This window comes from Enterobacter sp. MG-EB028 (assembly GCF_056673305.1).
The window spans coordinates 342,435-368,279 of record NZ_CP195079.1 but is presented as its reverse complement, the minus strand read 5'-3'; the positions used below and the strand labels follow the sequence as shown (position 1 = coordinate 368,279).

The 25,845-nt window shown below is 56.8% G+C and carries 23 protein-coding genes; 12 read left to right on the top strand and 11 right to left on the bottom strand.

The features are described 5' to 3' along the window. The first annotated feature begins 9 nt into the window (after positions 1-9). Positions 10-870, top strand: coding sequence for a ketose 1,6-bisphosphate aldolase (locus ACR42C_RS01635; protein ID WP_166712662.1), 861 nt, complete (start codon positions 10-12; stop codon positions 868-870). Beyond that, a complete protein-coding gene (locus tag ACR42C_RS01630; protein WP_316380642.1) occupies positions 867-1,874 on the top strand; it encodes a carbohydrate kinase family protein in 1,008 nt (335 codons plus the stop codon). Before ACR42C_RS01635 ends, ACR42C_RS01630 begins: the two co-directional genes overlap by 4 nt. Here ACR42C_RS01630 and ACR42C_RS01625 read toward each other — a convergent pair. Continuing rightward, on the bottom strand, positions 1,871-2,602 hold the full coding sequence (locus ACR42C_RS01625; protein ID WP_479985175.1) for a response regulator: 732 nt from the start codon (positions 2,600-2,602) through the stop codon (positions 1,871-1,873). The two genes, ACR42C_RS01630 and ACR42C_RS01625, sit on opposite strands and share 4 nt — an antisense overlap. A 258-nt stretch (positions 2,603-2,860) precedes the next feature. On the opposite strand from ACR42C_RS01625, the gene fdhF reads away from it, so the two are divergent. The 3 genes from fdhF (at position 2,861) to ACR42C_RS01610 (ending at position 6,279) form a co-directional block, all read left to right on the top strand. Next, complete coding sequence (gene fdhF, locus ACR42C_RS01620; RefSeq protein WP_479984668.1) at positions 2,861-5,008, top strand: formate dehydrogenase subunit alpha; 2,148 nt, start codon at positions 2,861-2,863, stop codon at positions 5,006-5,008. 322 nt (positions 5,009-5,330) lie between these two features. Continuing rightward, complete coding sequence (locus ACR42C_RS01615; protein WP_116343858.1) at positions 5,331-5,483, top strand: Hok/Gef family protein; 153 nt, start codon at positions 5,331-5,333, stop codon at positions 5,481-5,483. Between the two features lie 121 nt (positions 5,484-5,604). Then, positions 5,605-6,279, top strand: a complete 675-nt coding sequence (locus ACR42C_RS01610; RefSeq protein ID WP_479984667.1) for a tetratricopeptide repeat protein — start codon at positions 5,605-5,607, stop codon at positions 6,277-6,279. A gap of 47 nt (positions 6,280-6,326) precedes the next feature. Here the strand turns inward: ACR42C_RS01610 and gltP are convergent, their stop codons facing one another. Continuing rightward, a complete protein-coding gene (gene gltP, locus ACR42C_RS01605; protein ID WP_116343856.1) occupies positions 6,327-7,640 on the bottom strand; it encodes a glutamate/aspartate:proton symporter GltP in 1,314 nt (437 codons plus the stop codon). Between the two features lie 423 nt (positions 7,641-8,063). On the opposite strand from gltP, the gene acs reads away from it, so the two are divergent. The 3 genes from acs to actP all read left to right on the top strand — a co-directional run bounded on the left by acs (position 8,064) and on the right by actP (position 12,119). Beyond that, a complete protein-coding gene (gene acs / locus ACR42C_RS01600) occupies positions 8,064-10,022 on the top strand; it encodes an acetate--CoA ligase (RefSeq protein ID WP_163331058.1) in 1,959 nt (652 codons plus the stop codon). A 136-nt stretch (positions 10,023-10,158) separates the two neighbouring features. Beyond that, entirely contained in the window at positions 10,159-10,473 is a 315-nt protein-coding gene (locus tag ACR42C_RS01595) for a DUF485 domain-containing protein (protein ID WP_116343854.1), read from the top strand. Then, positions 10,470-12,119 (top strand): cation/acetate symporter ActP, encoded by a 1,650-nt coding sequence (gene actP, locus ACR42C_RS01590; protein ID WP_116343853.1) that lies wholly within the window; start codon positions 10,470-10,472, stop codon positions 12,117-12,119. Before ACR42C_RS01595 ends, actP begins: the two co-directional genes overlap by 4 nt. A 32-nt stretch (positions 12,120-12,151) precedes the next feature. On the opposite strand, the gene ACR42C_RS01585 is transcribed toward actP, so the two are convergent. Together ACR42C_RS01585 and ACR42C_RS01580 are read right to left on the bottom strand one after the other, a co-directional pair. Then, positions 12,152-12,841, bottom strand: coding sequence for an LrgB family protein (locus tag ACR42C_RS01585; protein ID WP_116343852.1), 690 nt, complete (start codon positions 12,839-12,841; stop codon positions 12,152-12,154). After that, positions 12,834-13,244: a CidA/LrgA family protein gene (locus ACR42C_RS01580; RefSeq protein WP_116343851.1), complete on the bottom strand. Its 411-nt coding sequence runs from the start codon at positions 13,242-13,244 to the stop codon at positions 12,834-12,836. The genes ACR42C_RS01585 and ACR42C_RS01580 overlap by 8 nt, the downstream gene beginning before the upstream one ends. 102 nt (positions 13,245-13,346) lie before the next feature. Here ACR42C_RS01580 and ACR42C_RS01575 point away from each other — a divergent pair, with 102 nt between their 5' ends. After that, positions 13,347-14,249: a LysR family transcriptional regulator gene (locus ACR42C_RS01575; protein WP_166709802.1), complete on the top strand. Its 903-nt coding sequence runs from the start codon at positions 13,347-13,349 to the stop codon at positions 14,247-14,249. A gap of 66 nt (positions 14,250-14,315) precedes the next feature. On the opposite strand, the gene ACR42C_RS01570 is transcribed toward ACR42C_RS01575, so the two are convergent. The 4 genes from ACR42C_RS01570 to soxR form a co-directional block, all read right to left on the bottom strand. Continuing rightward, entirely contained in the window at positions 14,316-15,962 is a 1,647-nt protein-coding gene (locus tag ACR42C_RS01570) for a Na+/H+ antiporter (RefSeq protein WP_116343849.1), read from the bottom strand. A 150-nt stretch (positions 15,963-16,112) separates the two neighbouring features. Then, entirely contained in the window at positions 16,113-17,462 is a 1,350-nt protein-coding gene (ghxP, locus tag ACR42C_RS01565) for a guanine/hypoxanthine transporter GhxP (RefSeq protein WP_028015179.1), read from the bottom strand. Positions 17,463-17,758: 296 nt separating this feature from the next. Beyond that, positions 17,759-18,430: a glutathione S-transferase family protein gene (locus ACR42C_RS01560; protein WP_116343848.1), complete on the bottom strand. Its 672-nt coding sequence runs from the start codon at positions 18,428-18,430 to the stop codon at positions 17,759-17,761. Positions 18,431-18,797: 367 nt separating this feature from the next. Beyond that, positions 18,798-19,256 carry a redox-sensitive transcriptional activator SoxR gene (gene soxR / locus ACR42C_RS01555; RefSeq protein WP_023331806.1) on the bottom strand — a complete coding sequence of 153 codons (459 nt, stop codon included), beginning with the start codon at positions 19,254-19,256 and terminating at the stop codon, positions 18,798-18,800. Between the two features lie 98 nt (positions 19,257-19,354). On the opposite strand from soxR, the gene soxS reads away from it, so the two are divergent. Next, positions 19,355-19,681 carry a superoxide response transcriptional regulator SoxS gene (gene soxS / locus ACR42C_RS01550; protein ID WP_008503387.1) on the top strand — a complete coding sequence of 109 codons (327 nt, stop codon included), beginning with the start codon at positions 19,355-19,357 and terminating at the stop codon, positions 19,679-19,681. 5 nt (positions 19,682-19,686) lie between these two features. On the opposite strand, the gene ACR42C_RS01545 is transcribed toward soxS, so the two are convergent. Both ACR42C_RS01545 and ACR42C_RS01540 read right to left on the bottom strand, forming a co-directional pair. After that, a complete protein-coding gene (locus ACR42C_RS01545; RefSeq protein WP_163330905.1) occupies positions 19,687-21,252 on the bottom strand; it encodes an EAL domain-containing protein in 1,566 nt (521 codons plus the stop codon). 339 nt (positions 21,253-21,591) lie between these two features. After that, on the bottom strand, positions 21,592-21,843 hold the full coding sequence (locus tag ACR42C_RS01540; RefSeq protein ID WP_131728597.1) for a hypothetical protein: 252 nt from the start codon (positions 21,841-21,843) through the stop codon (positions 21,592-21,594). 63 nt (positions 21,844-21,906) lie between these two features. On the opposite strand from ACR42C_RS01540, the gene ACR42C_RS01535 reads away from it, so the two are divergent. Further along, entirely contained in the window at positions 21,907-22,188 is a 282-nt protein-coding gene (locus ACR42C_RS01535; protein ID WP_048957473.1) for a YjcB family protein, read from the top strand. 59 nt (positions 22,189-22,247) lie between these two features. On the opposite strand, the gene ssb1 is transcribed toward ACR42C_RS01535, so the two are convergent. Beyond that, positions 22,248-22,772 (bottom strand): single-stranded DNA-binding protein SSB1, encoded by a 525-nt coding sequence (gene ssb1 / locus ACR42C_RS01530; protein WP_048957472.1) that lies wholly within the window; start codon positions 22,770-22,772, stop codon positions 22,248-22,250. Positions 22,773-23,022: 250 nt separating this feature from the next. Between ssb1 and uvrA the strand changes: the two genes are divergently transcribed. Then, the gene (uvrA, locus tag ACR42C_RS01525; RefSeq protein WP_479984666.1) at positions 23,023-25,845 is read left to right on the top strand and encodes an excinuclease ABC subunit UvrA; all 2,823 of its coding nucleotides are present in this window, start codon (positions 23,023-23,025) and stop codon (positions 25,843-25,845) included.

Genomic DNA, 25,845 nt, shown 5'->3' with positions numbered 1-25,845 from the left:
GGGTGAATGATGCCATTGATTTCTCTTGCCGAAGGTCTGGAGCACGCCAGAGCGCATCGCTATGCGCTGGGCGCGTTTAACGTGCTTGACTCCCACTTCCTGCGCGCGCTGTTTGCCGCCGCGAAGCAGGAACGCTCGCCGTTTATCATCAACATCGCCGAAGTGCATTTTAAGTACGTGTCGCTGGATTCGCTTGTCGAAGCGGTGAAGTTCGAAGCCGCACGTCACGATATTCCCGTGGTGCTCAACCTCGACCACGGTCTGCATTTTGAGGCGGTGGTGCGCGCCCTGCGCTTAGGGTTTAGCTCGGTGATGTTCGACGGCTCGACGCTGAGCTACGAGGAAAACATTCGCCAGACGCGGGAGGTGGTGAAGATGTGCCACGCGGTGGGCGTCTCGGTGGAGGCAGAGCTGGGCGCGGTAGGCGGTGATGAAGGCGGCGCGCTTTACGGGCATGCGGATGAAGCGTTCTTTACCGACCCTCAGTTGGCGCGGGAATTTGTCGATAAGACCGGCATCGACGCGCTGGCGGTTGCCATCGGCAACGCGCACGGCAAATACAAAGGCGAGCCGAAGCTCGATTTCCCCCGCCTGGACGCCATTCGCCAGCAGACGGGTCTGCCGCTGGTTTTACACGGCGGCTCCGGCATTAGCGATGCCGACTTCCGCCGCGCCATCGAGCTGGGCATTCATAAAATTAATTTTTATACCGGCATGTCGCAGGCCGCGCTGGATGCCGTTGATCAGCGCATGGCAAACCGCCAGCCGCTGTACGATGAGTTTGCCGAGCTGCTGCTGGGGATAGAAGAGGCCATTACCGATACGGTCGCCGAACAGATGCGCATCTTCGGCAGCGCGAGGCAGGCATAATGGAACGCAAAGGCATCATCGCCGCTGGCAATATGCTGGTGGATCATGTCCACCAGATCGTGCAGTGGCCGGAGCGCGGCTGGCTGGCGGAAATCACCCACAGCGAACGTTCCACCGGAGGCGCGCCGCTGAACGTTCTGCTGACGCTGGCGAAAATGCACGTTAGCCTGCCGCTGCAGGCTGTGGGGCTGATTGGGGAAGACGGTGACGGGGATTACATTCTGGCGATGCTCGACCAGTATCACGTTAACCGCCAGCGCGTGCAGCGCACCACCTTCGCGCCAACCTCCATGTCGCAGGTGATGACCGACCCCAGCGGGCAGCGCACCTTTTTCCACTCGCCGGGCGCCAACCGCCTGCTGGATCTCCCCGCTTTCGATCGTCTCGACGGATCGATGAAGATCTTCCATCTCGGCTACCTGCTGCTGCTCGACAGCCTGGATATGCCGGATGACGAATTTGGCACCCGCAGCGCGCGGCTGCTGGCGCAAATGCGCGAGCAAGGGTATGAAACCTCGCTCGATCTGGTCTCCCGCAAGGGCGACCCGCGCTATCAGCCGCTGGTACTCCCTGCCCTGCGCCATCTCGATTACCTGGTGATTAACGAGCTGGAAGCCGGCGAATTTAGCGGGCTGGAGATGCGCGACGCCGACGATGCGCTGAACATCGCCCATATCGCCGATGCCGCGGCGCAGCTGCTGGCGGCAGGCGTTCGTCAGCGGGTGGTAATCCACTGCCCGGAAGGGGCATGGGGTGAAACACCGGGAGAAGCGGGCCGATGGGTTCCGTCGTGGAAGCTGGAGCAAAACGAGATTATCGGCAGCGTCGGCGCGGGCGACGCGTTTTGCGCGGGCTTTTTATACGGCTGTCATGAATCGCTGACGCTAACGGAGAGTATTCATCTGGCGCACGCCTGCGCGCGGGCCAGCCTGCTGGCGGCCAATGCGATTGACGGCGCGAAAACGCTGGCCGAACTGCAGCTGTTTATTAAAGAGAATACTTAGACCGCTTTCTCGCTATGCGACACATCGGCGGCAAAAACGTAGCCCAGCCCGCGTATGGTTTTAATCAGCGCAGGCTGATGCGGGTTAGCTTCAATTTTCCGGCGCAGGCGCATGATCAACACGTCAATTGTGCGGTCGAACACCTCGGTACTTTCGCTGTGGGTGAGCTCAAGGAGTTGCTCGCGGCTAAGTACCCGACGGGCATTCTGCGTGAGCGCCAGCAGCAGGCCATATTCCCCCTGGGTCAAGGGCACGACGTTACGCTGCGGATCAATCAGCTCACAGCGGGTGGTATCCAGCGTCCAGTCGTTAAAGGTTATCCCCGCCACGCGTGGCATCGGCGCTTCTGCCGCCAGCGCCCCGGTACGGCGCAGCACGGCTTTAACCCGGGCCACCACCACCCGCGGATTAAACGGCTTACCAATATAATCGTCGGCCCCCATCTCCAGCCCTACCACCACGTCTGATTCACTGCCCAGCCCGGTTAACATGATTACCGGTAGCGCCGGGTGCTGCTTTTGCAGCTGCTGCAAAACCTGCAGGCCATTGATATCCGGCAGCATCATGTCCAGCAGAACAAGGGCGATATCCTGCTCCTGCTGCACCCGTCTCAGCGCGTCCTGGCCGTTATGACAGACAAGCACCGTAAAGACGTGCTCACTCAGCACGTCCTGCAGCAGTTCGCAGACCGCCATATCGTCATCAACCACCAGAATCGCCGGTTTCATCATATGCTTCCGTCAGGGGATTATGTTAAGTCTGAACCATTCTGCCGCCGGCTCCAGTGAAATGGTTTTTTCCATGACGGAAATTCAACCCATGTCACATCCGCTGCCCATTCGACACGTCAATTTTGACGATTGTCGGCCTTTCGTCAGGGTTTTCACCAGAAAAGCGCCCATAAAGCCCAGGAGTAACCACATCAAAAACATGGCATAGATGCTGCATTAGTGGGTGCGAAAGATTTGATTAACTGGAGCAGACTGATGAAAAAAGTCGTCACGGTTTGCCCTTATTGTGCCTCAGGTTGCAAGATCCACCTGGTGGTCGATAACGGCAAAATCGTCCGGGCGGAGGCCGCGCAGGGGAAAACCAACCAGGGCACGCTGTGCCTGAAAGGGTATTACGGCTGGGATTTTATTAACGATACCCAAATCCTCACCCCGCGCCTGAAAACCCCTATGATCCGCCGCGAGCGCGGCGGCAAGCTGGAAGCCGTCTCCTGGAGCGAGGCGCTGGATTACGTCGCTACGCGCCTTAGCGCCATCAAGGCCAAATATGGCCCGGATGCGATTCAGACCACCGGCTCTTCACGCGGGACCGGGAATGAAACCAACTATGTGATGCAAAAATTCGCGCGCGCCGTTATTGGAACCAATAACGTCGACTGCTGCGCTCGCGTCTGACACGGCCCATCGGTTGCAGGTCTGCACCAGTCGGTCGGTAACGGCGCAATGAGTAATGCCATCAACGAGATAGATAATACCGATCTCGTATTCATCTTTGGCTATAACCCGGCGGATTCTCACCCTATCGTCGCGAATCACGTTATTCGCGCTAAACAGAACGGGGCGAAAATCATCGTCTGCGATCCGCGCAAAATCGAAACCGCGCGCATTGCGGATATGCACATCGCGTTGAAAAACGGCTCGAACATCGCGCTGTTGAACGCAATGGGGCACGTCATTATTGAGGAGAATCTTTACGACCAGGCGTTTGTCGCGAGCCGTACAGAAGGCTTTGAAGAATATAGGAAAATCGTCGAAGGCTACACGCCGGAGTCGGTAGAGGCAATAACCGGCGTCAGCGCGCAGGAGATCCGCCAGGCGGCGCGGATGTACGCCGGGGCGAAAACCGCCGCCATTCTCTGGGGCATGGGCGTGACCCAGTTCTACCAGGGCGTGGAAGCCGTGCGTTCCCTGACAAGCCTCGCGATGCTAACGGGAAACCTGGGCAAGGCGCATGTGGGCGTGAACCCGGTGCGCGGCCAGAATAACGTCCAGGGCGCGTGCGACATGGGGGCGCTGCCGGACACCTATCCGGGCTACCAGTACGTCAAGTTCCCGGAACACCGCGAGAAATTCGCAAAAGCCTGGGGTGTCGAGAGCCTACCGGAACACACCGGCTATCGCATCAGCGAGCTGCCGCACCGCGCGGCGCACGGCGAAGTGCGTGCGGCCTACATCATGGGTGAAGATCCGCTCCAGACCGACGCCGAGCTCTCTGCGGTGCGCAAAGGGTTTGAGGATCTGGAGCTGGTGATTGTCCAGGATATCTTCATGACCAAAACTGCAGCGGCGGCGGATGTCATTTTACCGTCGACCTCCTGGGGCGAGCATGAAGGCGTCTACACGGCGGCGGATCGCGGCTTCCAGCGCTTCTTTAAGGCGGTCGAGCCGAAGTGGGATCTGAAAACCGACTGGCAGATCATCAGCGAAATCGCCACCCGCATGGGCTACCCGATGCACTACAACAACACTCAGGAAATCTGGGACGAGTTGCGCAGTCTGTGTCCGGACTTCTACGGCGCCACCTATGAAAAAATGGGTGAGCTGGGGTATATCCAGTGGCCGTGCCGCGATGAGTCCGAAGCTGACCAGGGGACGTCGTACCTCTTTAAAGAGAAGTTCGACACCCCGAACGGGCTGGCGCAGTTCTTCACCTGCGACTGGGTCGCGCCGATCGATAAGCTTACCGAGGAGTTTCCGATGGTGCTCTCCACCGTGCGTGAAGTGGGTCACTACTCCTGTCGCTCGATGACCGGCAACTGCGCCGCGCTGGCGGCGCTGGCGGATGAGCCGGGCTACGCGCAGATCAACACCGCCGACGCGGAGCGCCTCGGCATTGAGGATGAAGCGCTGGTGTGGGTGAACTCGCGCAAAGGCCGCATCATCACCCGCGCGCAGGTCAGCGACCGTCCAAACAAGGGGGCGGTCTATATGACCTACCAGTGGTGGATTGGTGCCTGTAACGAGCTGGTGACGGAGAACCTAAGCCCGATAACCAAAACGCCGGAGTATAAATACTGCGCCGTCAACGTGGAGCCGATTGCGGATCAACGCGCGGCGGAACAGTATGTGATCGACGAATATAACAAGCTGAAAGCACGGCTGCGTGAAAGCGCAATGGGCTGAAGCCGTTATTTAATCGTTGAATAAAGGGAGTGATATATTCACTCCCTTTTTATTTCCGCTTAGCACATTAAAAATATCAATTATTATTCTGGAAAGCGGCTCGCAAAAATAATGTAATTCGCGCTGAACAGAATTACATCTTTGCATTTTAATTCAGAGGGATAAGATGTGCGGCGGGTGCTTAAGACTTTCTGTCTTGAGCATTGTTGAGGGACAGAAAGTAGGAAGCCCCGGGAAATTTTCATTTACCCGAGGCTACTCCCTCAACTACCAACAGGTTGAGAGTAGCCTCTTATTCTTTTTTTGACAAGGAGTAAAAGGCATGACGCCATTAAAAGCTGCGTTAGGCATCGTTTTTATTGTTTGCCTGACGATAGTGATTTTTACCTTTATTACTCGCGGTAAGCTCTGCGAGTTTTCAATAAAGGGTGAACATCAGGAGGTAGCGGCGAAATTAGCCTGCAACGCAGGCTAACCTCTTCGGGCGGAACCACGGTTCCGCCCGGCTTGTAGGATGCTGAGGTCTTAATGCACCCATTTTTTTCTTTTGCTATCGCGATTATACTGCGCGGCGTGTACCCAGATGATAAGAATCCATGAAAGCCATTTTTCTGTTGTTGTTATTTTTAACATCGTTCGCCCGCGCGGATGAGATAGGCAGCCAGTATCAGAAGCAGGCGGAAGCCGGCGATGCCCGCGCCCAGTATTATCTCGCCGATACCTACTTCAGCTCCGGTGACAGAAAGCAGGCAGCGCTGTGGGCAGAGAAAGCCGCAAAAGGCGGCGATGTTGATGCCATGGCGCTGTTGTCACAAATCCTCTTCACGCAGGGCGATTACGCCCAGGCCAAAGCCCTGGCACAGCAGGCCAACATCGCGGGCAGCAAACGCGGCGCGATCATGCTGGCGCGCGTGCTGGTCAACACGCAGGCGGGTAAAACCGACTATCCTCAGGCCATCAAGCTCCTGCAAACAGCGACCGAAGATATCGACAACGACTCGGCGGTCGATGCGCAGCTGCTGCTGGGGCTGATTTATGCCAACGGCGTAGAAGTGGCGCAGGACGACGTCCAGGCGGCGTCATGGTTTAAGCGCAGCTCGTCTCTGTCACGCACGGGCTACGCCGAATACTGGGCAGGAATGCTATTCCAGCAAGGTGAGAAAGGCTTTATTACGTCCAATAAACAGAAAGCACTCTATTGGTTAAACCTGAGCTGTACGGAAGGGTTTGATACGGGGTGTGAAGAGTTTGATGCGTTGAGCGGGGAGTAGAATCCCCTAACCCTCTCCCCAAAAGGGAGAGGGTAGAATACCTTACATCACTGGTCGGCCGTCTTATCAAAACGTCCCAGCACCTCGCGTTCATACGCCAGCGCTTTTTTACGGTCGAATTTGTGTTCCCACTTGGCGATAACCAGCACCGCCAGGGCATTCCCCACCACGTTCAGCGCCGTACGCGCCATGTCGAGAATACGGTCCACACCGGCAATAAACGCCAGACCTTCCAGCGGAATACCGACGCTGCCAAGCGTAGCCAGCAGCACCACGAAGGAGACGCCCGGCACGCCAGCGATGCCTTTAGACGTCACCATCAGGGTCAGCACCAGCACGATCTCCTGCCACAGCGACAGGTCAATGCCGTACAGCTGCGCAATAAAGATAGCGGCGATACTCTGGTACAGCGTTGAGCCATCCAGGTTAAAGGAGTAGCCGGTCGGCACCACGAAGCTGGTGATAGACGCTGGAGCACCGTACGCCTCCATCTTCTCAATAATGCGCGGCAGCACGCTCTCAGAGCTTGCCGTCGAGTACGCCAGAATTAGCTCATCCTTCAGGATACGGATCAGGATCCAGATGCTCAGCCCGCACAGGCGCGCCACAATCCCTAGCACCACCAGCGCGAAGAACAGGATCGCGAAGTGCACCAGGATCACCAGCTTCGCCAGCGGCCACAGGGAGGCAAAACCGAAGTTCGCCACGGTCACTGCGATAAGTGCGAACACCCCGACCGGCGCGTAGCGCATCACCATGTGGGTCACTTTGAACATGGTTTCGGAGACAGATCGGAACACGGTGACCAGCGGTTCACGGTGCGTTGCGGGCAGAGAGGAGAGCCCCAGGCCAAACAGCACCGAGAAGAAGATGATCGGCAGCATCTCGCCTTTCGCCATGGAAGCAATGATGTTGGTCGGCACCAGCGACAGGATTGTCCCCATCAGACCGTGGGAATGGCTCTGCACGTCAGCAGTGGTGCTTTGGTATTTCGAAATATCCACCGTCGCCAGCTGCGACATATCGATCCCGGAGCCTGGCTGGAACACGTTCGCCAGCGTAATGCCGAGGATAATCGCAACCGTAGTGATCACTTCGAAATAGAGAATAGTTTTCGCGCCGATACGGCCTAACTGCTTCGCATCACCGACGCCCGCGATACCGACCACCAGCGTCGAGATCACAATCGGCACCACTATCATCTTAATCAGATGAATAAAAATATCGCCTGCCGGAGAGAGCAGGTTCGCAATCAGCCATTCGCGGCTGTCGCTGTGATAGTGGAGGTAACTGCCCAGCAGAATGCCCAGCACAAGGGCGATTAAGATCTGCCAGGCCAGGCTGACTTTAACGTTTTTCATAGAAACTGACTTCCTCAATGAAGCGCCTTATTCACGCAAACTGCATGAATATGGAGACATACTGAAAGGGTATGAATTGTGTTGCGTTGGTTTATGGGATTTTTTAACGCGGCGTATGAGTATCATTTGCGCGACCTGTTGCGCAAGCCTTAAAGAACGACGCGTTTCACTCACAAAAGCGACGATGACGGGAGTTTATTCTAATTCTTATAAATAACCTTTTGTTATAAAAACGCTTTTTTAAACGAAAATGTGAATAATAGTTATCGTAAATTATTTCCCTTCAAAGTTTCATTCGCTCGTTTTTCATACTCTTCAGACAATGCGTGATCTGCCGCCCAAATAATAAACAAAGCTTGTAAAGCCCCTACTATTAACGTTTTTGCGACATATTATTAACATCTTACAAGGAGAAAAAAAGCCATGAGCCAAATACACAAACACGACATTCCCGCAAACATTGCGGACCGTTGCCTGATCAGCCCGGAGCAGTACCACGAGAAATATCAGCAATCTGTTACCAACCCGGACGCCTTCTGGGGCGAGCAGGGCCACATCCTTGACTGGATCAAACCTTACCAGAAGGTGAAGAACACCTCCTTTGCGCCAGGCAACGTCTCCATTAAATGGTATGAAGATGGCACGCTGAACCTGGCGGCGAACTGCCTGGACCGCCATCTTGCCGAACGCGGGAATGAAACCGCCATTATCTGGGAAGGCGACGATGCCTCTCAGAGCAAACACATTACCTATAAAGAACTGCACCGCGACGTCTGCCGCTTCGCCAACGTCCTGCTGGATAAAGGCATCAAAAAGGGAGACGTGGTCGCCATCTACATGCCGATGGTGCCGGAAGCGGCGGTGGCCATGCTGGCCTGCGCGCGCATCGGCGCGATCCACTCCGTTATCTTCGGCGGCTTCTCCCCTGAGGCGGTTGCCGGGCGTATTGTCGACTCAAACTCGAAGCTGGTGATCACCGCCGACGAAGGTGTGCGTGCGGGCCGCGGTATCCCGCTGAAGAAAAACGTCGATGAGGCGCTGAAAAACCCGAACGTCAAAACGGTCAGTAACGTCATCGTCCTTAAGCGTACCGGCGGCAGGATCGACTGGAACGAGGGGCGTGACCTGTGGTGGAGCGACCTGATTGAGAACGCGAGCGACCAGCATCAGCCGGAAGAGATGAACGCGGAAGATCCGCTGTTCATTCTTTATACCTCCGGCTCCACCGGTAAGCCGAAAGGCGTGCTGCACACCACCGGCGGCTATCTGGTTTATGCGGCTACCACCTTCAAATACGTCTTCGACTACCATCCGGGCGACATCTACTGGTGTACTGCCGACGTGGGCTGGGTCACCGGGCACAGCTATCTGCTATACGGCCCGCTGGCATGCGGCGCAACCACGCTGATGTTTGAAGGCGTACCGAACTGGCCGACCCCGGCGCGCATGTGTCAGGTGGTCGATAAGCACCAGGTCAACATTCTCTACACCGCGCCAACGGCCATCCGCGCGTTAATGGCGGAAGGTGATAAAGCCATTGAGGGCACTGACCGTTCTTCATTGCGCATCCTCGGTTCCGTGGGCGAGCCCATCAACCCGGAAGCCTGGGAGTGGTACTGGAAAAAGATCGGCAACGAGAAGTGCCCGGTGATGGACACCTGGTGGCAGACCGAAACCGGCGGCTTTATGATCACCCCGATGCCGGGCGCGACGCAGTTGAAGGCTGGCTCGGCAACCCGTCCGTTCTTCGGCGTGCAGCCTGCGCTGGTGGATAACGAAGGTAATCCGCAGGAAGGGGCCACCGAGGGCAACCTGGTGATCGTCGATTCCTGGCCGGGCCAGGCGCGCACCCTGTTCGGTGACCACGAGCGCTTCGAGCAGACCTACTTCTCGACCTTTAAAAACATGTACTTCAGCGGCGACGGCGCGCGCCGCGACGAAGACGGCTATTACTGGATCACCGGACGCGTGGACGACGTGCTGAACGTCTCCGGCCACCGTCTGGGCACGGCGGAGATTGAATCGGCGCTGGTATCGCATCCGAAGATTGCCGAAGCGGCGGTTGTCGGGATCCCTCACAACATCAAAGGCCAGGCGATTTACGCCTATGTCACCCTGAACCACGGCGAAGAGCCGTCGCCGGAGCTGTACGCCGAAGTGCGCAACTGGGTACGTAAAGAGATTGGCCCGCTGGCCACGCCGGACGTGCTGCACTGGACCGACTCGCTGCCGAAAACCCGTTCCGGCAAAATCATGCGTCGTATCTTGCGCAAAATCGCGGCGGGGGACACCAGCAACCTCGGTGATACCTCAACGCTCGCGGATCCTGGCGTGGTGGAAAAACTGCTCGAAGAGAAGCAGGCCATCGCAATGCCATCGTAATCTTTTCTCCCTCTCCCCGTGGGAGAGGGCCGGGGTGAGGGCATCAGACCGCACTTTCCTCCCCTCACCCTAACCCTCTCCCCAAAGGGGAGAGGGGACTAAAAACAAACCAACCTTACCTTTGGAGAACTCTGTGATGAATAACGATATTTGTCAGCAGATAGAGAATAGTGCGCACTACAGGGAGCTCGTCGATAAGCGGCAACGGTTTGCCTTCATTCTTTCCATCATCATGCTGGTTATCTACGTCGGCTTTATTATGCTGATCGCCTTTGCGCCGCACTGGCTGGGCACCCCGCTGCATGAGGGTACCAGCGTCACACGCGGCATTCCGATTGGCATTGGCGTGATTGTGATTTCATTCTTGCTCACGGGCGTGTACGTCTGGCGCGCCAACGGTGAATTCGATCGTCTCAATAAAGCGGTACTGCAAGAGGTAAAAGCATCATGAAGCGAGTTCTGACGGCGCTCGCCGCCACACTTCCCTTTGCTGCCGATGCGGCAGATGCCATTACCGGTGAGGTACAGCGCCAGCCAACCAACTGGCAGGCGATTGTGATGTTCCTGATTTTCGTGGTGCTGACGCTGTACATTACGTACTGGGCGTCGAAACGCGTGCGCTCCCGTAATGATTACTACACCGCGGGCGGCAACATTACCGGCTTCCAGAACGGGCTGGCGATTGCGGGTGATTTTATGTCTGCCGCCTCGTTCCTTGGGATCTCCGCGCTGGTCTACACCTCCGGCTATGACGGGTTGATCTACTCCCTCGGCTTCCTCGTCGGCTGGCCGATCATTCTGTTCCTGATTGCCGAGCGCCTGCGTAACCTCGGTCGCTATACCTTTGCCGACGTGGCCTCATACCGCCTGAAACAGGGCCCTATCCGCATGCTCTCAGCCTGCGGCTCGCTGGTGGTCGTGGCCCTTTACCTGATTGCCCAGATGGTGGGGGCAGGCAAGCTGATCGAGCTGCTGTTCGGCCTGAACTACCACGTCGCAGTGGTGCTGGTGGGCGTCCTGATGGTGATGTACGTCCTGTTCGGCGGCATGCTGGCAACCACCTGGGTGCAGATCATCAAAGCCGTGCTGCTGCTGTTCGGCGCCAGCTTTATGGCCTTTATGGTGATGAAGCACGTCGGCTTTAGTTTCAATAATCTGTTTACCGAAGCGATGGCGGTCCACCCGAAAGGGGAAGCGATCATGAGCCCTGGCGGGCTGGTGAAAGACCCGATCTCCGCACTCTCTCTCGGTCTCGGGCTGATGTTCGGTACCGCTGGCCTGCCGCATATCCTGATGCGCTTCTTTACCGTGAGCGATGCGCGTGAAGCGCGCAAGAGCGTCTTCTACGCCACCGGCTTTATGGGTTACTTCTACATCCTGACCTTTATCATCGGCTTCGGCGCAATCATGCTGGTGGGGGCGAACCCGGCGTTTAAAGACGCGGCGGGCGCGCTGATCGGCGGTAACAACATGGCGGCGGTGCATCTGGCCGACGCGGTGGGCGGCAACCTGTTCCTCGGCTTTATCTCCGCCGTGGCCTTCGCCACCATTCTTGCGGTGGTGGCAGGGCTGACGCTGGCGGGCGCGTCTGCGGTATCGCACGATCTCTACGCCAACGTCTTCCGCAAAGGCGCGAGCGAGCGCGATGAGCTGAAGGTCTCTAAGATCACCGTGCTGGTGCTGGGCGTGGTCGCCATTCTGCTGGGGATTTTGTTCGAGAAGCAGAATATCGCGTTTATGGTGGGGCTGGCCTTCTCGATTGCCGCAAGCTGTAACTTCCCGATCATCCTGCTCTCCATGTACTGGTCAAAACTGACCACCCGTGGGGCGATGATTGGCGGCTGGCTGGGCCTGCTGACGGCGGTGATCCTGATGATTCTGGGCCCGACAATCTGGGTGCAGATCCTCGGTCACGAAAGCGCTATCTTCCCGTACGAGTACCCGGCGCTGTTCTCCATTGCCGTGGCGTTTATCGGTATCTGGGTCTTCTCGGCTACCGACAACTCGCCGGAGGGTAATCTGGAGCGTGAGAAATTCCGCGCCCAGTTTATCCGTTCACAGACCGGCCTGGGCGTTGAGCAGGGCCGCGCTCACTAAGCCTTTCTCCCCGGCCGCTCTGGCCGGGGAGTTCAAAACATCACCCACGCCACCAGCGGCGCAATCAGCACCATCGTCACGCCCGAGAGCATCATCACCAGGCTTGCGACAACCCCCTCCTGCTGACCGAGTTCATACGAACGCGCCGTCCCCGCGCCGTGCGACGCCGCGCCAAATCCTGCCCCCTTCGCCATGCCTTCCCGGATAGAGAGCCGCAGGAACAGCACATCCCCCACCGCCATACCAAAGACGCCCGTGACCACCACAAACAGCGCCACCAGATCCGGCTGCCCGCCGAGCGGTTTAGCCGCTGCCAGCGCAAACGGCGTCGTGACCGATCGCACGGCCAGGCTGCGCTGAATTTCATCAGGCAGGGTAAACAGCCGCGCCAGCCAGACCGAGCTGCACACCGCCACCACCGTCGCGGTAATGACGCCCGCGCTGAGCGACATCCAGTGGCGTTTAATAATCTTCAGGTTGTCATAGACAGGGACGGCAAAGGCGATGGTCGCCGGGCCGAGCAGCCACAGCAGCCAGTGGGACTCACCAATGTAGTTCTGCCAGGAGATATGGCCGAATACCAGCATCAGCACCAGCAGGATGGGCGTGAAGACCAGCGGCATCAGCGGCAGCGCGCGGAAGCGGCGGTACAGGCGCTTGTTGGCAAAGTAGATGACGACTGTCGCAATCAGGCACAGCACGCTTATCTGAAAGTTAGTCATGCTTCTGCCTGCTGATTTCAAACCGATACACGTTATCCACCACCCAGGCGGTAGCGCCCAACACCATCAGCGTGCTCAGGGCGATAACCGCGAAGATGCGCCAGCCGTCGACCATCAGCAGCTGCGCATAGTTCACCACGGCTACCACGGCCGGAACGAAGAACAGCAGCATCTCCGCCAGCAGCCAGCGCGCGCCGGCCCGCACCCAGCTAAGGGGTAACGCACGTGAAAGGATCAGCGTCAGCATCAGCACCATCCCCACCAGGTTGGCGGGTAAAGGCAGGTGCAGCCAGTCAACAAGATATTCCGCAAAAACAAACAGTCCCGCGTAGAGCAGTACCTGAACCGGTACCTGGAGTCGTTGCACAACGGCAGGCGTAACACGGCTTAACGCCACGGCCATGGGGGTTTTCCTCAGAAATGAGACGAGGCGCCAGTATAGTGAGCGTACGTCATCGACTGAAATGAATTAAAATCATCGAAGGTATAGTTTCGAGGAATAATCATGGACATAAGAACGCTGCGCTATTTTGTCGAGGTGGTTCGCCAGCAAAGTTTTACCCGCGCAGCGGAGAAGTTGTTCGTTACCCAGCCGACCATCAGCAAAATGCTGAAAAACCTCGAAGATGAGCTGAACTGTACCCTGCTGATCCGCGATGGGCGCAAGCTACTGCTGACCGATACCGGACGCGTGGTGTTCGAGCGCGGGCTGGCGATCCTGGGCGAGTTCCGCCAGCTTGAGGCCGAGCTTGCGGACATCAACCACCTGACTAAAGGTCTGTTACGTCTCGGCATTCCGCCAATGGTCGGCATGATGATGGCCGGGCCGATTAGCCTGTTCCGCCAGCGCTACCCCGGCGTTGAGCTTAAAATTTCTGAATTTGGCGGCCTGACCGTGCAGCAGGCGGTGATCAACGGCGAGCTGGACGTGGCGATGACGGCCCTTCCCGTGGAGGAGGAGAGTGGTCTGGCGACGCTCCCGCTCTTTAGCCACCCGCTGTGCGTGCTGGTGCCCCGCTCCGGCGACTGGCTAACGATAGACTCGGTGAAGCCCGAGCTGCTTGGCGAGCATCCCCTGCTGATCTACAACGAAGACTTCGCCTTAAGCCGCCAGCTGATGACCCTGTTTAACCACCATAACGTGAAGCCGCGCATTGCGGTGCGCAGCGGCCAGTGGGATTTCCTGGCGGCGATGGTGCAGGCGGGCGTGGGGATTGCCATTCTGCCGCAGCCGATCTGCGAGCGGCTGGATAAAAACACGCTGCGCTGGATCCCGCTGGAGAGCGATCTCCACTGGCAGTTAGGGATGATTTGGCGTGAAGGGGTGTATTTGTCGCACAGCGCGCAGGCGTGGTTGCAATGTTGTGAGGGGTTTTGGGTCCCCTCACCCCAACCCCTCTCCCCATAGGGGCGAGGGGCTCGATCGGTTCCCTCTCCCCTATGGGGAGAGGGTTAGGGTGAGGGGCAAAGCGCGCTACTGATTCTCTATCAACAGCGCTTCCAGCAGGTCCAGATCGTGCAGCAGTTTTTGCAGCGTCTCGTTGCTGATCTGGCGCGTGGCGCGCAGGTGATACAGCTCGGCGCGCTCGGAGCGCAGCGCCGCCAGGCGGAACCGACGCTCCAGGTTCTCCTCCTGCAGCGAGCTTTCCACGTCGTTACGCCCGTCGGCGCGGCGGCGCAGGTTACCTATCACCCGCGAGCTGACTTCCTTCAGCAGCTGGTTATCAATGTTCTCTTCGGCGTCGGCGGCCAGACGCTCCTCCATCTTCTCAATGGCTACAATCGCCACTTCCGCCGTGGCCGCGCGGGCAATCCGCTCCTCTTTGTGCTGTTGGGTCGAGTCACCGGCATCAATGTGCTGGAGTAAAATCGGCAGCATAATCACGCCGACAAACAGCGAGAAGAGGATCACGCCCGCCGCCAGGAACACCAGCTCGTAGCGCGCCGGGAAGACGTCCCCCGTTGGCAGCAGCAGCGGAATGGAGAGTACACCGGCAAGGGTAATCGCCCCGCGGACGCCCGCGAAGGAGGCAATCAGCAGCTCGCGTGTGGTCCAGGAGCCGAACTCCATCGGCTTTTTCGTCAGGAAGCGCACGCTGAATCTTTTCATCGTCCAGAGCCAGCCGAAACGCACCAGCATCAGCGCCATGTAGATCAGCACGATATCGGTAAACAGCATCCAGACTTCAACGTTCGGATCGGCCTCTGCTGCGATGAGCGAGGACTCCATAATGCCCGGCAGCTGCAGGCCCAACAGCAGGAATACCATGCCGTTGAACACAAATTCCAGCATTGCCCAGGTGCTGTTGGCGCGCAGGCGCATCGCCAGCGGCGCGCGGCGCATTACGCCGGAGCGGGTGATGGTCATCCCCGCCGCCACCGCCGCCAGAATGCCCGATACGCCGATATGTTCGGCAATCAGATAAGAGGCAAACGGCAGCAGGAACAGCAGCACGATCTGCGTTGCCGGTTCATCGCCGCCCCAGCGGCTGAGGAAGCGTAGCGAGCGGCCATACAGCCAGCTCACCACGAAGCCTGCGAGGATACCGCCAATCGCCACCTTGAAGAATTCCAGGGTCGCACCACCCACGGTAAAGACCATTGTTCCCATGGCAACCGCCACGGCAAACTTCAGGGCGACCAGGCCGGAGGCGTCGTTCATCAGCGCCTCCCCCTGTAAAATGCCCATGATTTTCTTCGGAATGCGGCCTTCGCCCACAATGCCGGAAAGCGCTACGGCATCGGTTGGCGACAGCACGGCGGCCAGCGCAAAGGCGGGAATTAACGGGATACCCGGTACGGTCCAGTAGATCAGGAAACCAATCCCGACGACGGTGACCACCACCAGCGCCAGCGCCAGGCCGAGGATCTCTCGTCCATGCTCAAGAAATTCGCGCGTGGGGGTTTTCCAGCCATCGGCAAACAGCAGCGGCGGGATAAACAGCACGAGGAACAGTTCAGGATCGAACTCCACGTGCAGACCGAACGTCGGCCACGCCAGCAGCGCACCGATAGCTATTTGCATTAAAGGCAGGGGGACCTGGAAGGGCAGTACGCGTGTAACCACCCCGGATAACGAGACCACAAGGGTCATGATGAGTATTGTGAAGAAGATTTCCATGCGTTCCCTGTTTGCTGTGTTACTTATGTACTACGGAAGGCGTCGTGCCTTTTATTCTATCTTCCCCAGAGTAACGCAAAAGGCAACGGGATGAGTCCTGAAAATAAAAACGGGCGGCCTGAGCCACCCGTTTTCGCATCAATGGATAACTCAGATTGCCCAGCCGCCCGCGTAGAACGCCACCAGCGCAACGGCGATCACCACGGTGCCGATGTTCAGCTTGCGCCATTCACCGGAAACCAGACGGCCAATCACCAGTGAGGCGAAACCGATCATGATACCGGTCACGATGTTACAGGTCAGGACGATAAACACTGCGGTAATCAGGCCGGACATCGCATCCACGAAGTCCGCAAAGTCGATTTTCGCCACGTTGCTCAGCATCAGCAGGCCGACGTACATCAGCGCTGGCGCGGTCGCGTAGGCCGGGACCAGGTAAGAGAGCGGAGAGAGGAACAGGATCAGCAGGAACAGCACGCCGACGGTGATCGCCGTCAGGCCGGTTTTGCCGCCTGCAGCCGTACCCGCTGCAGATTCGATGTACACCGCCGCAGGCGCCGCGCCGACCAGACCAGAGAAGACGCTGCTCAGGGAGTCGGTGGTTAGCGCTTTGCCGCCATCGATAATCTGGCCGTCTTTATCCAGCAGGTTGGCCTGACCGGCCACCGCGCGAATGGTACCGGTCGCGTCAAATACCGCAGTCATCACCAGCGCCAGCACGCTTGGCAGGATCACCGGGTTCAGCGCGCCCACGATATCCAGGCTGCCGATCAGGGAGTTGCCTTTGTCATCGCTCAGCGACGGCATGGCGAAAATACCGGAGAAGTGGACGGTCGGATCGAAAATCAGGCCGACGATGGAAATGCCGATAATGGTCAGCAGGATGCCGCCCGGTACCTTCAGTTTCTCCAGGCCGATAATCACCGCCAGACCGATCAGCGACATAATGACCGGGAAGCTCGCAAAATGACCCAGCGCCACCGGCAGGCCGTCCAGTGGGTTCTTGATCACCAGGCCAACACCGTTGGCGGCGATCAGCAGCAGGAACAGGCCGATACCGATACCGGTGCCGTGCGCCACGCCCTGCGGCAGGTTGCGCAAAATCCAGCTACGGATGCCGGTGGCGGAAATGACGGTAAACAGTACGCCCATCAGGAATACGGCGCCGAGGGCAACCGGTACGCTGATCTGCTGGCCCAGCACCAGGCTGAATGCGGTAAAGGCGGTCAGAGAGATGGCGCAACCAATCGCCAGTGGCAGGTTCGCCCACAGCCCCATGACGATGGAACCCACGCCAGCCACCAGGCAGGTGGCGACGAAGACAGCCGCTGGCGGGAAGCCCGCTTTGCCCAGCATGCCCGGTACCACGATAACGGAGTAAACCATCGCCAGAAACGTTGTCAGACCGGCAACGACTTCCTGGCGCACGGTGCTGCCGCGAGCCGAAATTTTAAACATGGCGTCAAGTGAACCGCCGGTACGCGCAGATGGCGTAGACATAGAAACATCCCCTGAGAGTTTTTATAGAACGTCCATAAGCGTGGTGGAGACACCGCTGCCAGCTAAAACGTCAAATCCGTGTGTTGCGTTTGCGACGAAAGGGCGTCACAAAAAAAGCAAACGTTTAGCTCCGCGCTTATAAAACGGGTGGTCAAATTAAGGCAAACGATTATCCAGCCTAATCCACGCCCTTTTCAACTGAACTTTGTCGATTTTCGCTAAAATTCACTTATGACGATGAAGAAATAGACAGAGGATGCGCAAACGTTATCGTCTATGCGCAATTTATTTACATCTCAATCCTCGCCCGGGATAGATAACGGGCCACCTTGTTGCAGAGTTCTTTGCCAGCCAGGGCTGCTTTCCACCTTTTGCTTCCATGCCTGAATATGCGGCAGATTATCAATGCCGCCGCGCGCCAGCAGGGCAAAGAGTGGAAAGCTCATCTGTATGTCGGCCATACTGAACGCTTCTCCGGCAAACCAGCTGTTTTTAGCAAGATGTGAATCAATAAAGCGCGCATGGGTTTCCAGCTGGGGGTTGAGATACGCTTTCTGTACCCCCTGCCCCAGCGCCTTGCCCAGAGTTCGGATGCCAAACGGCACGGGCGGCTTGCCGAGGCTGCTGAAGACTAGCTTCATTAACAGCAGCGGCATCAGCGACCCTTCCGCGTAATGCAGCCAGAAGCGATATTGCACCTTGTGCGCGGGGTCCAAAGGTTTCAGCCGCGATTCGGCATCATAGGTTTCCTGCAGATACTCCAGAATGGCGCCTGACTCCGCAAGGATCAGCCCGTTATCTTCAATGACCGGGGATTTGCCCAACGGATGCACCTTTTTGAGGGACTCGGGTGCCAGCATGTTCTTTTCGCGCTGGTAGTGAACGATCTCATAAGGCAGGGCGAGTTCTTCCAGCGCCCAGATCACGCGGTGCGAGCGCGACTGGTTCAGGTGATGTACCGTGAGCATGATTTTCTCCTGTTATTCATACTTTTTAACTATAGAAAATCGAACAACACCGCGAAAAAATTTCGTCTAAAAAACGGCTCGCGCGGCTGGCGAAAAAACGGGTCTTGCATAGAATTAAAGTGTCAGCACAATCCGGAACCTCCCCAACCAGCTCGACACGAGGGGTGCTGATGTCGGGGGAAACCCTCCCGTGAACCAGCGGGATAGAGAGAAAGACAAAGACCGGGAAAAACTAAAGCGCCCTTTGTGGCGCTTTAGTTCTTTATGATGCTTTTTGCCGGGTGGCGCTTCGCTTACCCGGCCTACGTTCTCGGTTTTGTAGGCCGGGTAAGGCGCAGCCGCCACCCGGCAAACAGGCCGCACGGACTCAATCCTCCTCCAGCAACCGTGCCCCCGTCCCCTGCTCGCCCAGCCTGTCGCCGGGGTTACGCAGCGGGCAGTCGCTACGGGACAGGCAGCCGCAGCCGATGCAGCCGTCCAGCTCGTCACGCAGCGCGACCAGCGTGTGGATACGTCTGTCCAGCTCTTCACGCCACTGGGACGAAAGTTCTTTCCACTCTTTCGGGCTAAGCGTATGCCCTTCCGGCAACACGCCAAATGCCTCACCGATCGTCGCCAGGGGTATGCCGATGCGTTGCGCAATTTTGATAATCGCCACGTAACGGAGCACGTCGCGGGTATAGCGGCGCTGGTTTCCGCCGTTACGGATGCTTTTAATTAACCCTTTGCTTTCATAGAAGTGGAGCGCCGATACCGCAACGCCGCTTCGCTTTGCCACTTCGCCGGGGGTTAAAAGCGCTTTAATACGCGGCAATCTCTTTTCCATAAAACCTCTTTACCTCAAGTTAACTTGAGGAATTATACTCCCCCGCAGAGAAAACGACGAATCAACCGAGAAAGTTGTATCTACAGAGGGGCAACCTTATGTCGCATCAGCAGATTATTCAGACACTTATTGAATGGATTGACGATCATATCGACCAACCGTTGAACATTGATGTGGTCGCTAAAAAGTCGGGCTATTCGAAATGGTATTTACAGAGGATGTTCCGCACGGTCATGCACCAGACGCTGGGTGAGTACATTCGTCAGCGCAGGCTGCTGCTGGCGGCGCAGGCGTTACGCTCAACGCAGCGGCCGATTTTTGATATCGCGATGGATCTTGGCTATGTGTCGCAACAAACCTTTTCCCGCGTGTTTCGCCGCGAGTTTGACCGTACGCCAAGCGATTACCGCCACCAGTTGAATTAATCCCGTCATTGCAAAGGTTGCTGCTGCCAGGTCATAAATTCCTGGGGCGGCATCGCTTTCGCGAAGTGCCATCCCTGACAGAACTGAACGCCGCGCTTCAACAACCAGCTCACCTGCTCAGCCGTCTCAACCCCTTCGGCAATGGTTTTAAGCCGCAGGCTTTGCGCCATCTCGATAATATGCTCGGCGATCAGGTGGCTGGTACTGTTGGTGGTTAAGGTGTCGATAAACGATTTGTCGATTTTCAAAATATCGACGTTCAGCGAGTAGAGGTTGTGCAGGTTGGAGTAACCGGTTCCGAAATCATCGATCGCCACTTCATAGCCCGCCTGACGGAAGGCCTGAATCACCGGCGTGGTTTTTGGTACATCGATAAAACCGCGTTCCGTCACTTCAATTTTAATTTGCTGGGCGCGTACGGCGTAGTGCCGGGCCTTGTCAGAAATCATGGCGATCAGCCGCGAGGAGTGGAAGTCCGTGGCCGACAGGTTAATCGAAATATAGAGATGCGGATGCGCCGCCAGGAAATTGCCCAGATCGCTGAACACCTCCTCAACAACATAATCCGTAATCCGCTCGCTCATTCCCTCTTTTTCAGCCAGCGGAATAAATTCAGCCGGGCTCATCACCTGCCCGTTGAAACCAGGCCAGCGCAACAGCGCCTCTGCCCCCACGCACTGGTTATTCTTGATATCAATAATCGGCTGATAGTGCAGACAAAGCTGACGTTTGTTCAGCGCACGGTGCAGTAGCCGCCCCGGCGAATTAAGCTCACGATGGGTGCGGGACCACACCAGCAAAATAATAATGCTGCAGATCATTCCCAGCGGCAGCGTCAACGTCGCCTGGTGATAGAGCGTTTCATAAAAACGTTTATCTGACGTCGACACGATAGCGGCAATAGGCCGTTTTGGCGATTTCACGACGGTATAGAAACGGTTATCTTTTTGAAATACCGATTCCTTATCCTGAATCATCGAATTTAATAAAGTCGCATTGGCTTTCTGACTGACGGAAAAGAAGGCATTGGTTACCGTATCGTATACCCCCCATGCGAGGGAATGATCGGTAGACATCACTTCACTGTAAGAAAGCGGATTGACCACCACGACATAATTTCCGCGCTGCATATATGTCATTTTATAGCCAGTATAAAATGGCGTATCGCGAAAATAATAGATCGCAACGTCAGGTTTACGCGTGTAATTAGCAACCGGAATGACATAGGGTTGATCCGGTGTAAAAACGGTCGAACAAAGAAAATTCTGACCTTCAGCATAAATTAAATCGGCGACAAACAGGCGGCCACGAACAACGTTCAACATATATTGACGATGTTCCGGCGTACAACGTTCACCCTGATATTTTTCTGCCTCGTCCCTGGCCAGGTCAACTTGTTGAATTACCAGTTCTGTTTTGTCTAAAGCCAGTTCAGCAAATGTACGTAGCTGAGCGCTCGTTTCCGACTCGGCTCTCAGCTGGGCAAACCATAGAGCAAGCATCACCGGCAGCATAACTACCATGATGATTCCTACCACCCTGAGTATTTTGCGCCGCGCGCTACGATTCATTTCCCGCCCTATATCCCTGCATGTTGTACGCCTGTAGTAATGAAGGCCGGATGCTTTGTTAAACAGGTGATTACGTTGCATGAATCATGCGAAGTTAGCAACTGACTTTTAGTATTAAAAATCTTAAATTTCGTTATGACGATAATATTTTCCCGTAAGCTAAACTGTAAGTATTCGTTCCGTTTCAATTAAGGAAAATAATTATCCACCACGCCTGGGTGGTTTTGAGAGAACACCACAGAGGATCGCTGATTAAGCCAAACTTCTGGCGGCATGAAAAAAGCACAACGCCAACGTGACGTTTTATCCTATTTATGCGGGTGTATTTTGTTCGTTGATTTATAAATAATCAGACATCATCACAATATTATCAGAAAATAATGCTTCTCCTAAAAACGGCACGGCTGGACGTCTCTTTGCCTCCAGATGCTCTTCCCCGCTTGCCCGGCGGGCATTACCCCGCACGTTGTGGGTCCGCATCCCTTTGTACGAAGGCAGTCCCGTACCGCACACTCTTTTTCCGGCTAATAAAATCCCCTTTTTGGCTACGCAGACACTGGCGAATAAATCAACAAATGTGATATAGTTCACACATATTGTGTAACGAGAAACACTGTTTCATTCAGTTCGTCTGTTTTGTAGAGGATGGGTTTTATGGCAACCATTACTACCAGCATGGTTCTCCTGCGCTGGCCCTTGTTGAGTGCGTTTTTGATGTTTTTAGCCAGCACGCTGAACATTCAGTTTCGTAAATCCGACTACGCGGGTCTTGCCGTCATCAGTACCCTGCTAGGGCTTGGCGCGGCTTGCTGGTTCGCAACGGGCCTGCTGGGCATCACCCTGCTGGATATGGCCGCCGTCTGGGAAAATATTAAAGTAGTGATGGTTGAGGCGATGAGCCACACGCCACCAGACTGGCCGATGGTCATTACCTGATCCCTTCAGCAACAAAAAACCCAGACGATGTCTGGGTTTTTTGTTTTAGCATCCGTTGATCAGAACGGGATGTCGTCGTCGAAGTCCATTGGCGGTTCGTTAGACGGGGCAGGAGCAGACTGCTGCTGCGGACGAGACTGCGCGCCGCCGCTGAACTGGTTGCCGCCCTGTGGCTGCTGAGGCTGACCCCAACCGCCCTGCTGCTGGCTGCCACCGGCTGGTGCGCCGCCGCCCTGACGGCCACCCAGCATCTGCATGGTGCCGCCAACGTTCACCACCACTTCCGTGGTGTACTTCTCAGCGCCGGACTGATCGGTCCATTTGCGGGTACGCAACTGGCCTTCGATATAGACCTGAGAACCTTTACGCAGATACTCACCGGCTACTTCTGCCAGTTTGCCAAACAGCACAACGCGGTGCCATTCGGTCTGCTCTTTCATTTCACCGGTCGCTTTATCACGCCAGGATTCGGAAGTAGCCAGCGTAATGTTGGCAACTGCGCCACCACTCGGCATGTAGCGTACTTCCGGGTCCTGGCCCAGATTACCGACGAGAATCACCTTGTTTACGCCTCTGCTGGCCATGTTCGTGTCTCCTGAATACGTTTCTTAATAGTGTAAACGCGCGAGTGTACCATTTCCATGCTGCACTTTGATAGTTGCGTAGCACGTTCCAGAGTTCTCTCGCCACTCGACATTGTTACACAGCGAATCAGAAAATGCATTCCAATACTGTATATTCAAACAGGTTAAATTGTGTCATAATTAGCCGTTTCTGACAGCCGTTTGTCCTTCAAACAAACCAGGCAATCCGTGTTCCAACCGGGAAAGGTGAATGGATAAGATCGAAGTTCGGGGCGCCCGCACCCACAATCTCAAGAATATCAACCTCATAATCCCTCGCGACAAACTCATCGTCGTGACCGGGCTTTCGGGGTCTGGCAAATCCTCACTGGCCTTCGACACTTTGTATGCCGAAGGACAGCGTCGTTACGTTGAATCACTCTCTGCGTACGCGCGTCAGTTCCTGTCGCTGATGGAAAAACCGGATGTCGATCATATTGAAGGGTTATCGCCTGCTATCTCCATTGAGCAGAAGTCGACCTCGCATAACCCGCGTTCAACGGTCGGTACCATCACTGAAATTCACGACTACCTGCGTCTGCTGTATGCCCGCGTGGGTGAGCCGCGCTGCCCGGACCACGACGTCCCGCTGGCGGCACAGACCGTGAGCCAGATGGTCGACAACGTGCTGTCGCAGCCGGAAGGCAAACGCCTGATGCTGCTGGCGCCTATCATTAAAGAGCGAAAAGGCGAACACACTAAAACGCTGGAAAACCTGGCAAGCCAGGGCTATATCCGCGCCCGCATCGACGGCGAGGTGTGTGACCTGTCGGATCCGCCAAAGCTGGAGCTGCAGAAGAAGCACACCATTGAGGTGGTGATTGACCGCTTTAAGGTGCGTGACGATCTCGCCACGCGTCTGGCGGAATCTTTCGAAACGGCGCTGGAACTCTCTGGCGGCACGGCCGTGGTCTCCGACATGGACGACCCGAAAGCGGAAGAGCTGCTCTTCTCCGCCAACTTCGCCTGCCCGATTTGCGGCTACAGCATGCGCGAGCTGGAACCGCGCCTGTTCTCGTTCAACAACCCGGCGGGCGCGTGCCCGACCTGTGACGGTCTGGGCGTGCAGCAGTATTTCGATCCGGATCGCGTGATCCAGAACCCGGAGCTATCCCTGGCGGGCGGCGCTATTCGCGGCTGGGACAAGCGTAACTTTTACTACTTCCAGATGCTGAAGTCGCTGGCGGAGCACTACAAGTTCGACGTTGAAGCCCCGTGGGCAAGCCTGAGCCCGAACGTGCACAAAGTGATCCTGTTCGGTTCCGGCAAAGAGAACATCGAGTTCAAATATATGAACGACCGTGGCGACACCTCCGTGCGTCGTCACCCGTTCGAAGGGGTGCTTCACAATATGGAGCGCCGCTACAAAGAGACCGAATCCAGCGCGGTGCGCGAAGAGCTGGCGAAGTTCATCAGCAACCGCTCCTGCGCCACCTGCGAGGGCACGCGTCTGCGTCGCGAAGCGCGCCACGTATTTGTTGAAAATACGGCGCTGCCGACCATCTCAGACATGAGCATCGGCCACGCGATGGATTTCTTCAACAACCTGAAGCTCTCCGGCCAGCGCGCAAAAATCGCCGAAAAAGTGTTGAAAGAGATCGGCGATCGCCTGAAGTTCCTGGTGAACGTTGGCCTGAACTACCTGACGCTTTCCCGCTCGGCAGAAACGCTCTCCGGCGGTGAAGCCCAGCGTATCCGTCTGGCGAGCCAGATTGGCGCGGGCTTAGTGGGCGTGATGTACGTGCTGGATGAACCATCTATCGGCCTGCACCAGCGCGACAACGAACGCCTGCTCGGGACGCTGGTCCACCTGCGCAATCTCGGCAACACGGTAATCGTGGTCGAGCACGACGAAGATGCGATCCGCGCGGCTGACCACGTGATCGATATCGGTCCTGGCGCGGGCGTACACGGCGGCCAGGTGGTCGCAGAAGGGACGCTGACAGATATCATGGCGGTGCCCGAGTCGCTGACCGGCCAGTACATGAGCGGCAAGCGCAAGATTGAAGTGCCGAAACAGCGCGTCGCGGCGAACCCGGAAAAAGTGCTTAAGCTCACAGGGGCGCGCGGCAACAACCTGAAGGACGTCACCCTGACGCTGCCAGTTGGCCTGTTTACCTGCATTACCGGCGTGTCCGGTTCCGGTAAATCGACGCTGATCAACGATACGCTGTTCCCGATTGCGCAGACGGCGCTGAACGGCGCGACGCTCGCCGAACCTGCGCCGTATCGCGACATTCAGGGACTGGAACATTTCGACAAGGTTATCGACATCGACCAGAGCCCGATTGGCCGTACGCCGCGTTCCAACCCGGCGACCTATACCGGCGTCTTCACGCCTGTACGTGAACTCTTCGCCGGAGTACCGGAAGCGCGTTCGCGCGGTTATACCCCTGGACGTTTCAGCTTTAACGTGCGCGGCGGCCGCTGTGAAGCGTGTCAGGGCGACGGCGTGATCAAGGTTGAGATGCACTTCCTGCCGGATATCTACGTGCCGTGCGACCAGTGCAAAGGCAAGCGCTATAACCGCGAAACGCTGGAGATTAAGTACAAAGGCAAGACCATCCACGAAGTGCTGGACATGACCATCGAGGAGGCGCGCGAGTTCTTTGACGCCGTCCCTGCGCTGGCGCGTAAGCTGCAGACGCTGATGGACGTAGGGTTGACCTATATTCGTCTGGGGCAGTCCGCCACCACGCTGTCAGGCGGTGAAGCCCAGCGCGTGAAGCTGGCGCGCGAGCTCTCCAAACGCGGTACAGGCCAGACGCTGTACATTCTGGACGAGCCGACCACTGGCCTGCACTTTGCCGATATCCAGCAGCTGCTGGAGGTTCTGCATCAGCTGCGCGATCAGGGCAACACGATTGTGGTTATCGAACATAACCTGGACGTGATTAAAACCGCGGACTGGATTGTCGATCTTGGCCCGGAAGGCGGCAGCGGCGGCGGTGAAATCCTCGTCTCCGGTACGCCAGAGACCGTTGCAGAGTGCGAAGCCTCGCACACCGCGCGCTTCCTTAAACCGTTGCTGTAA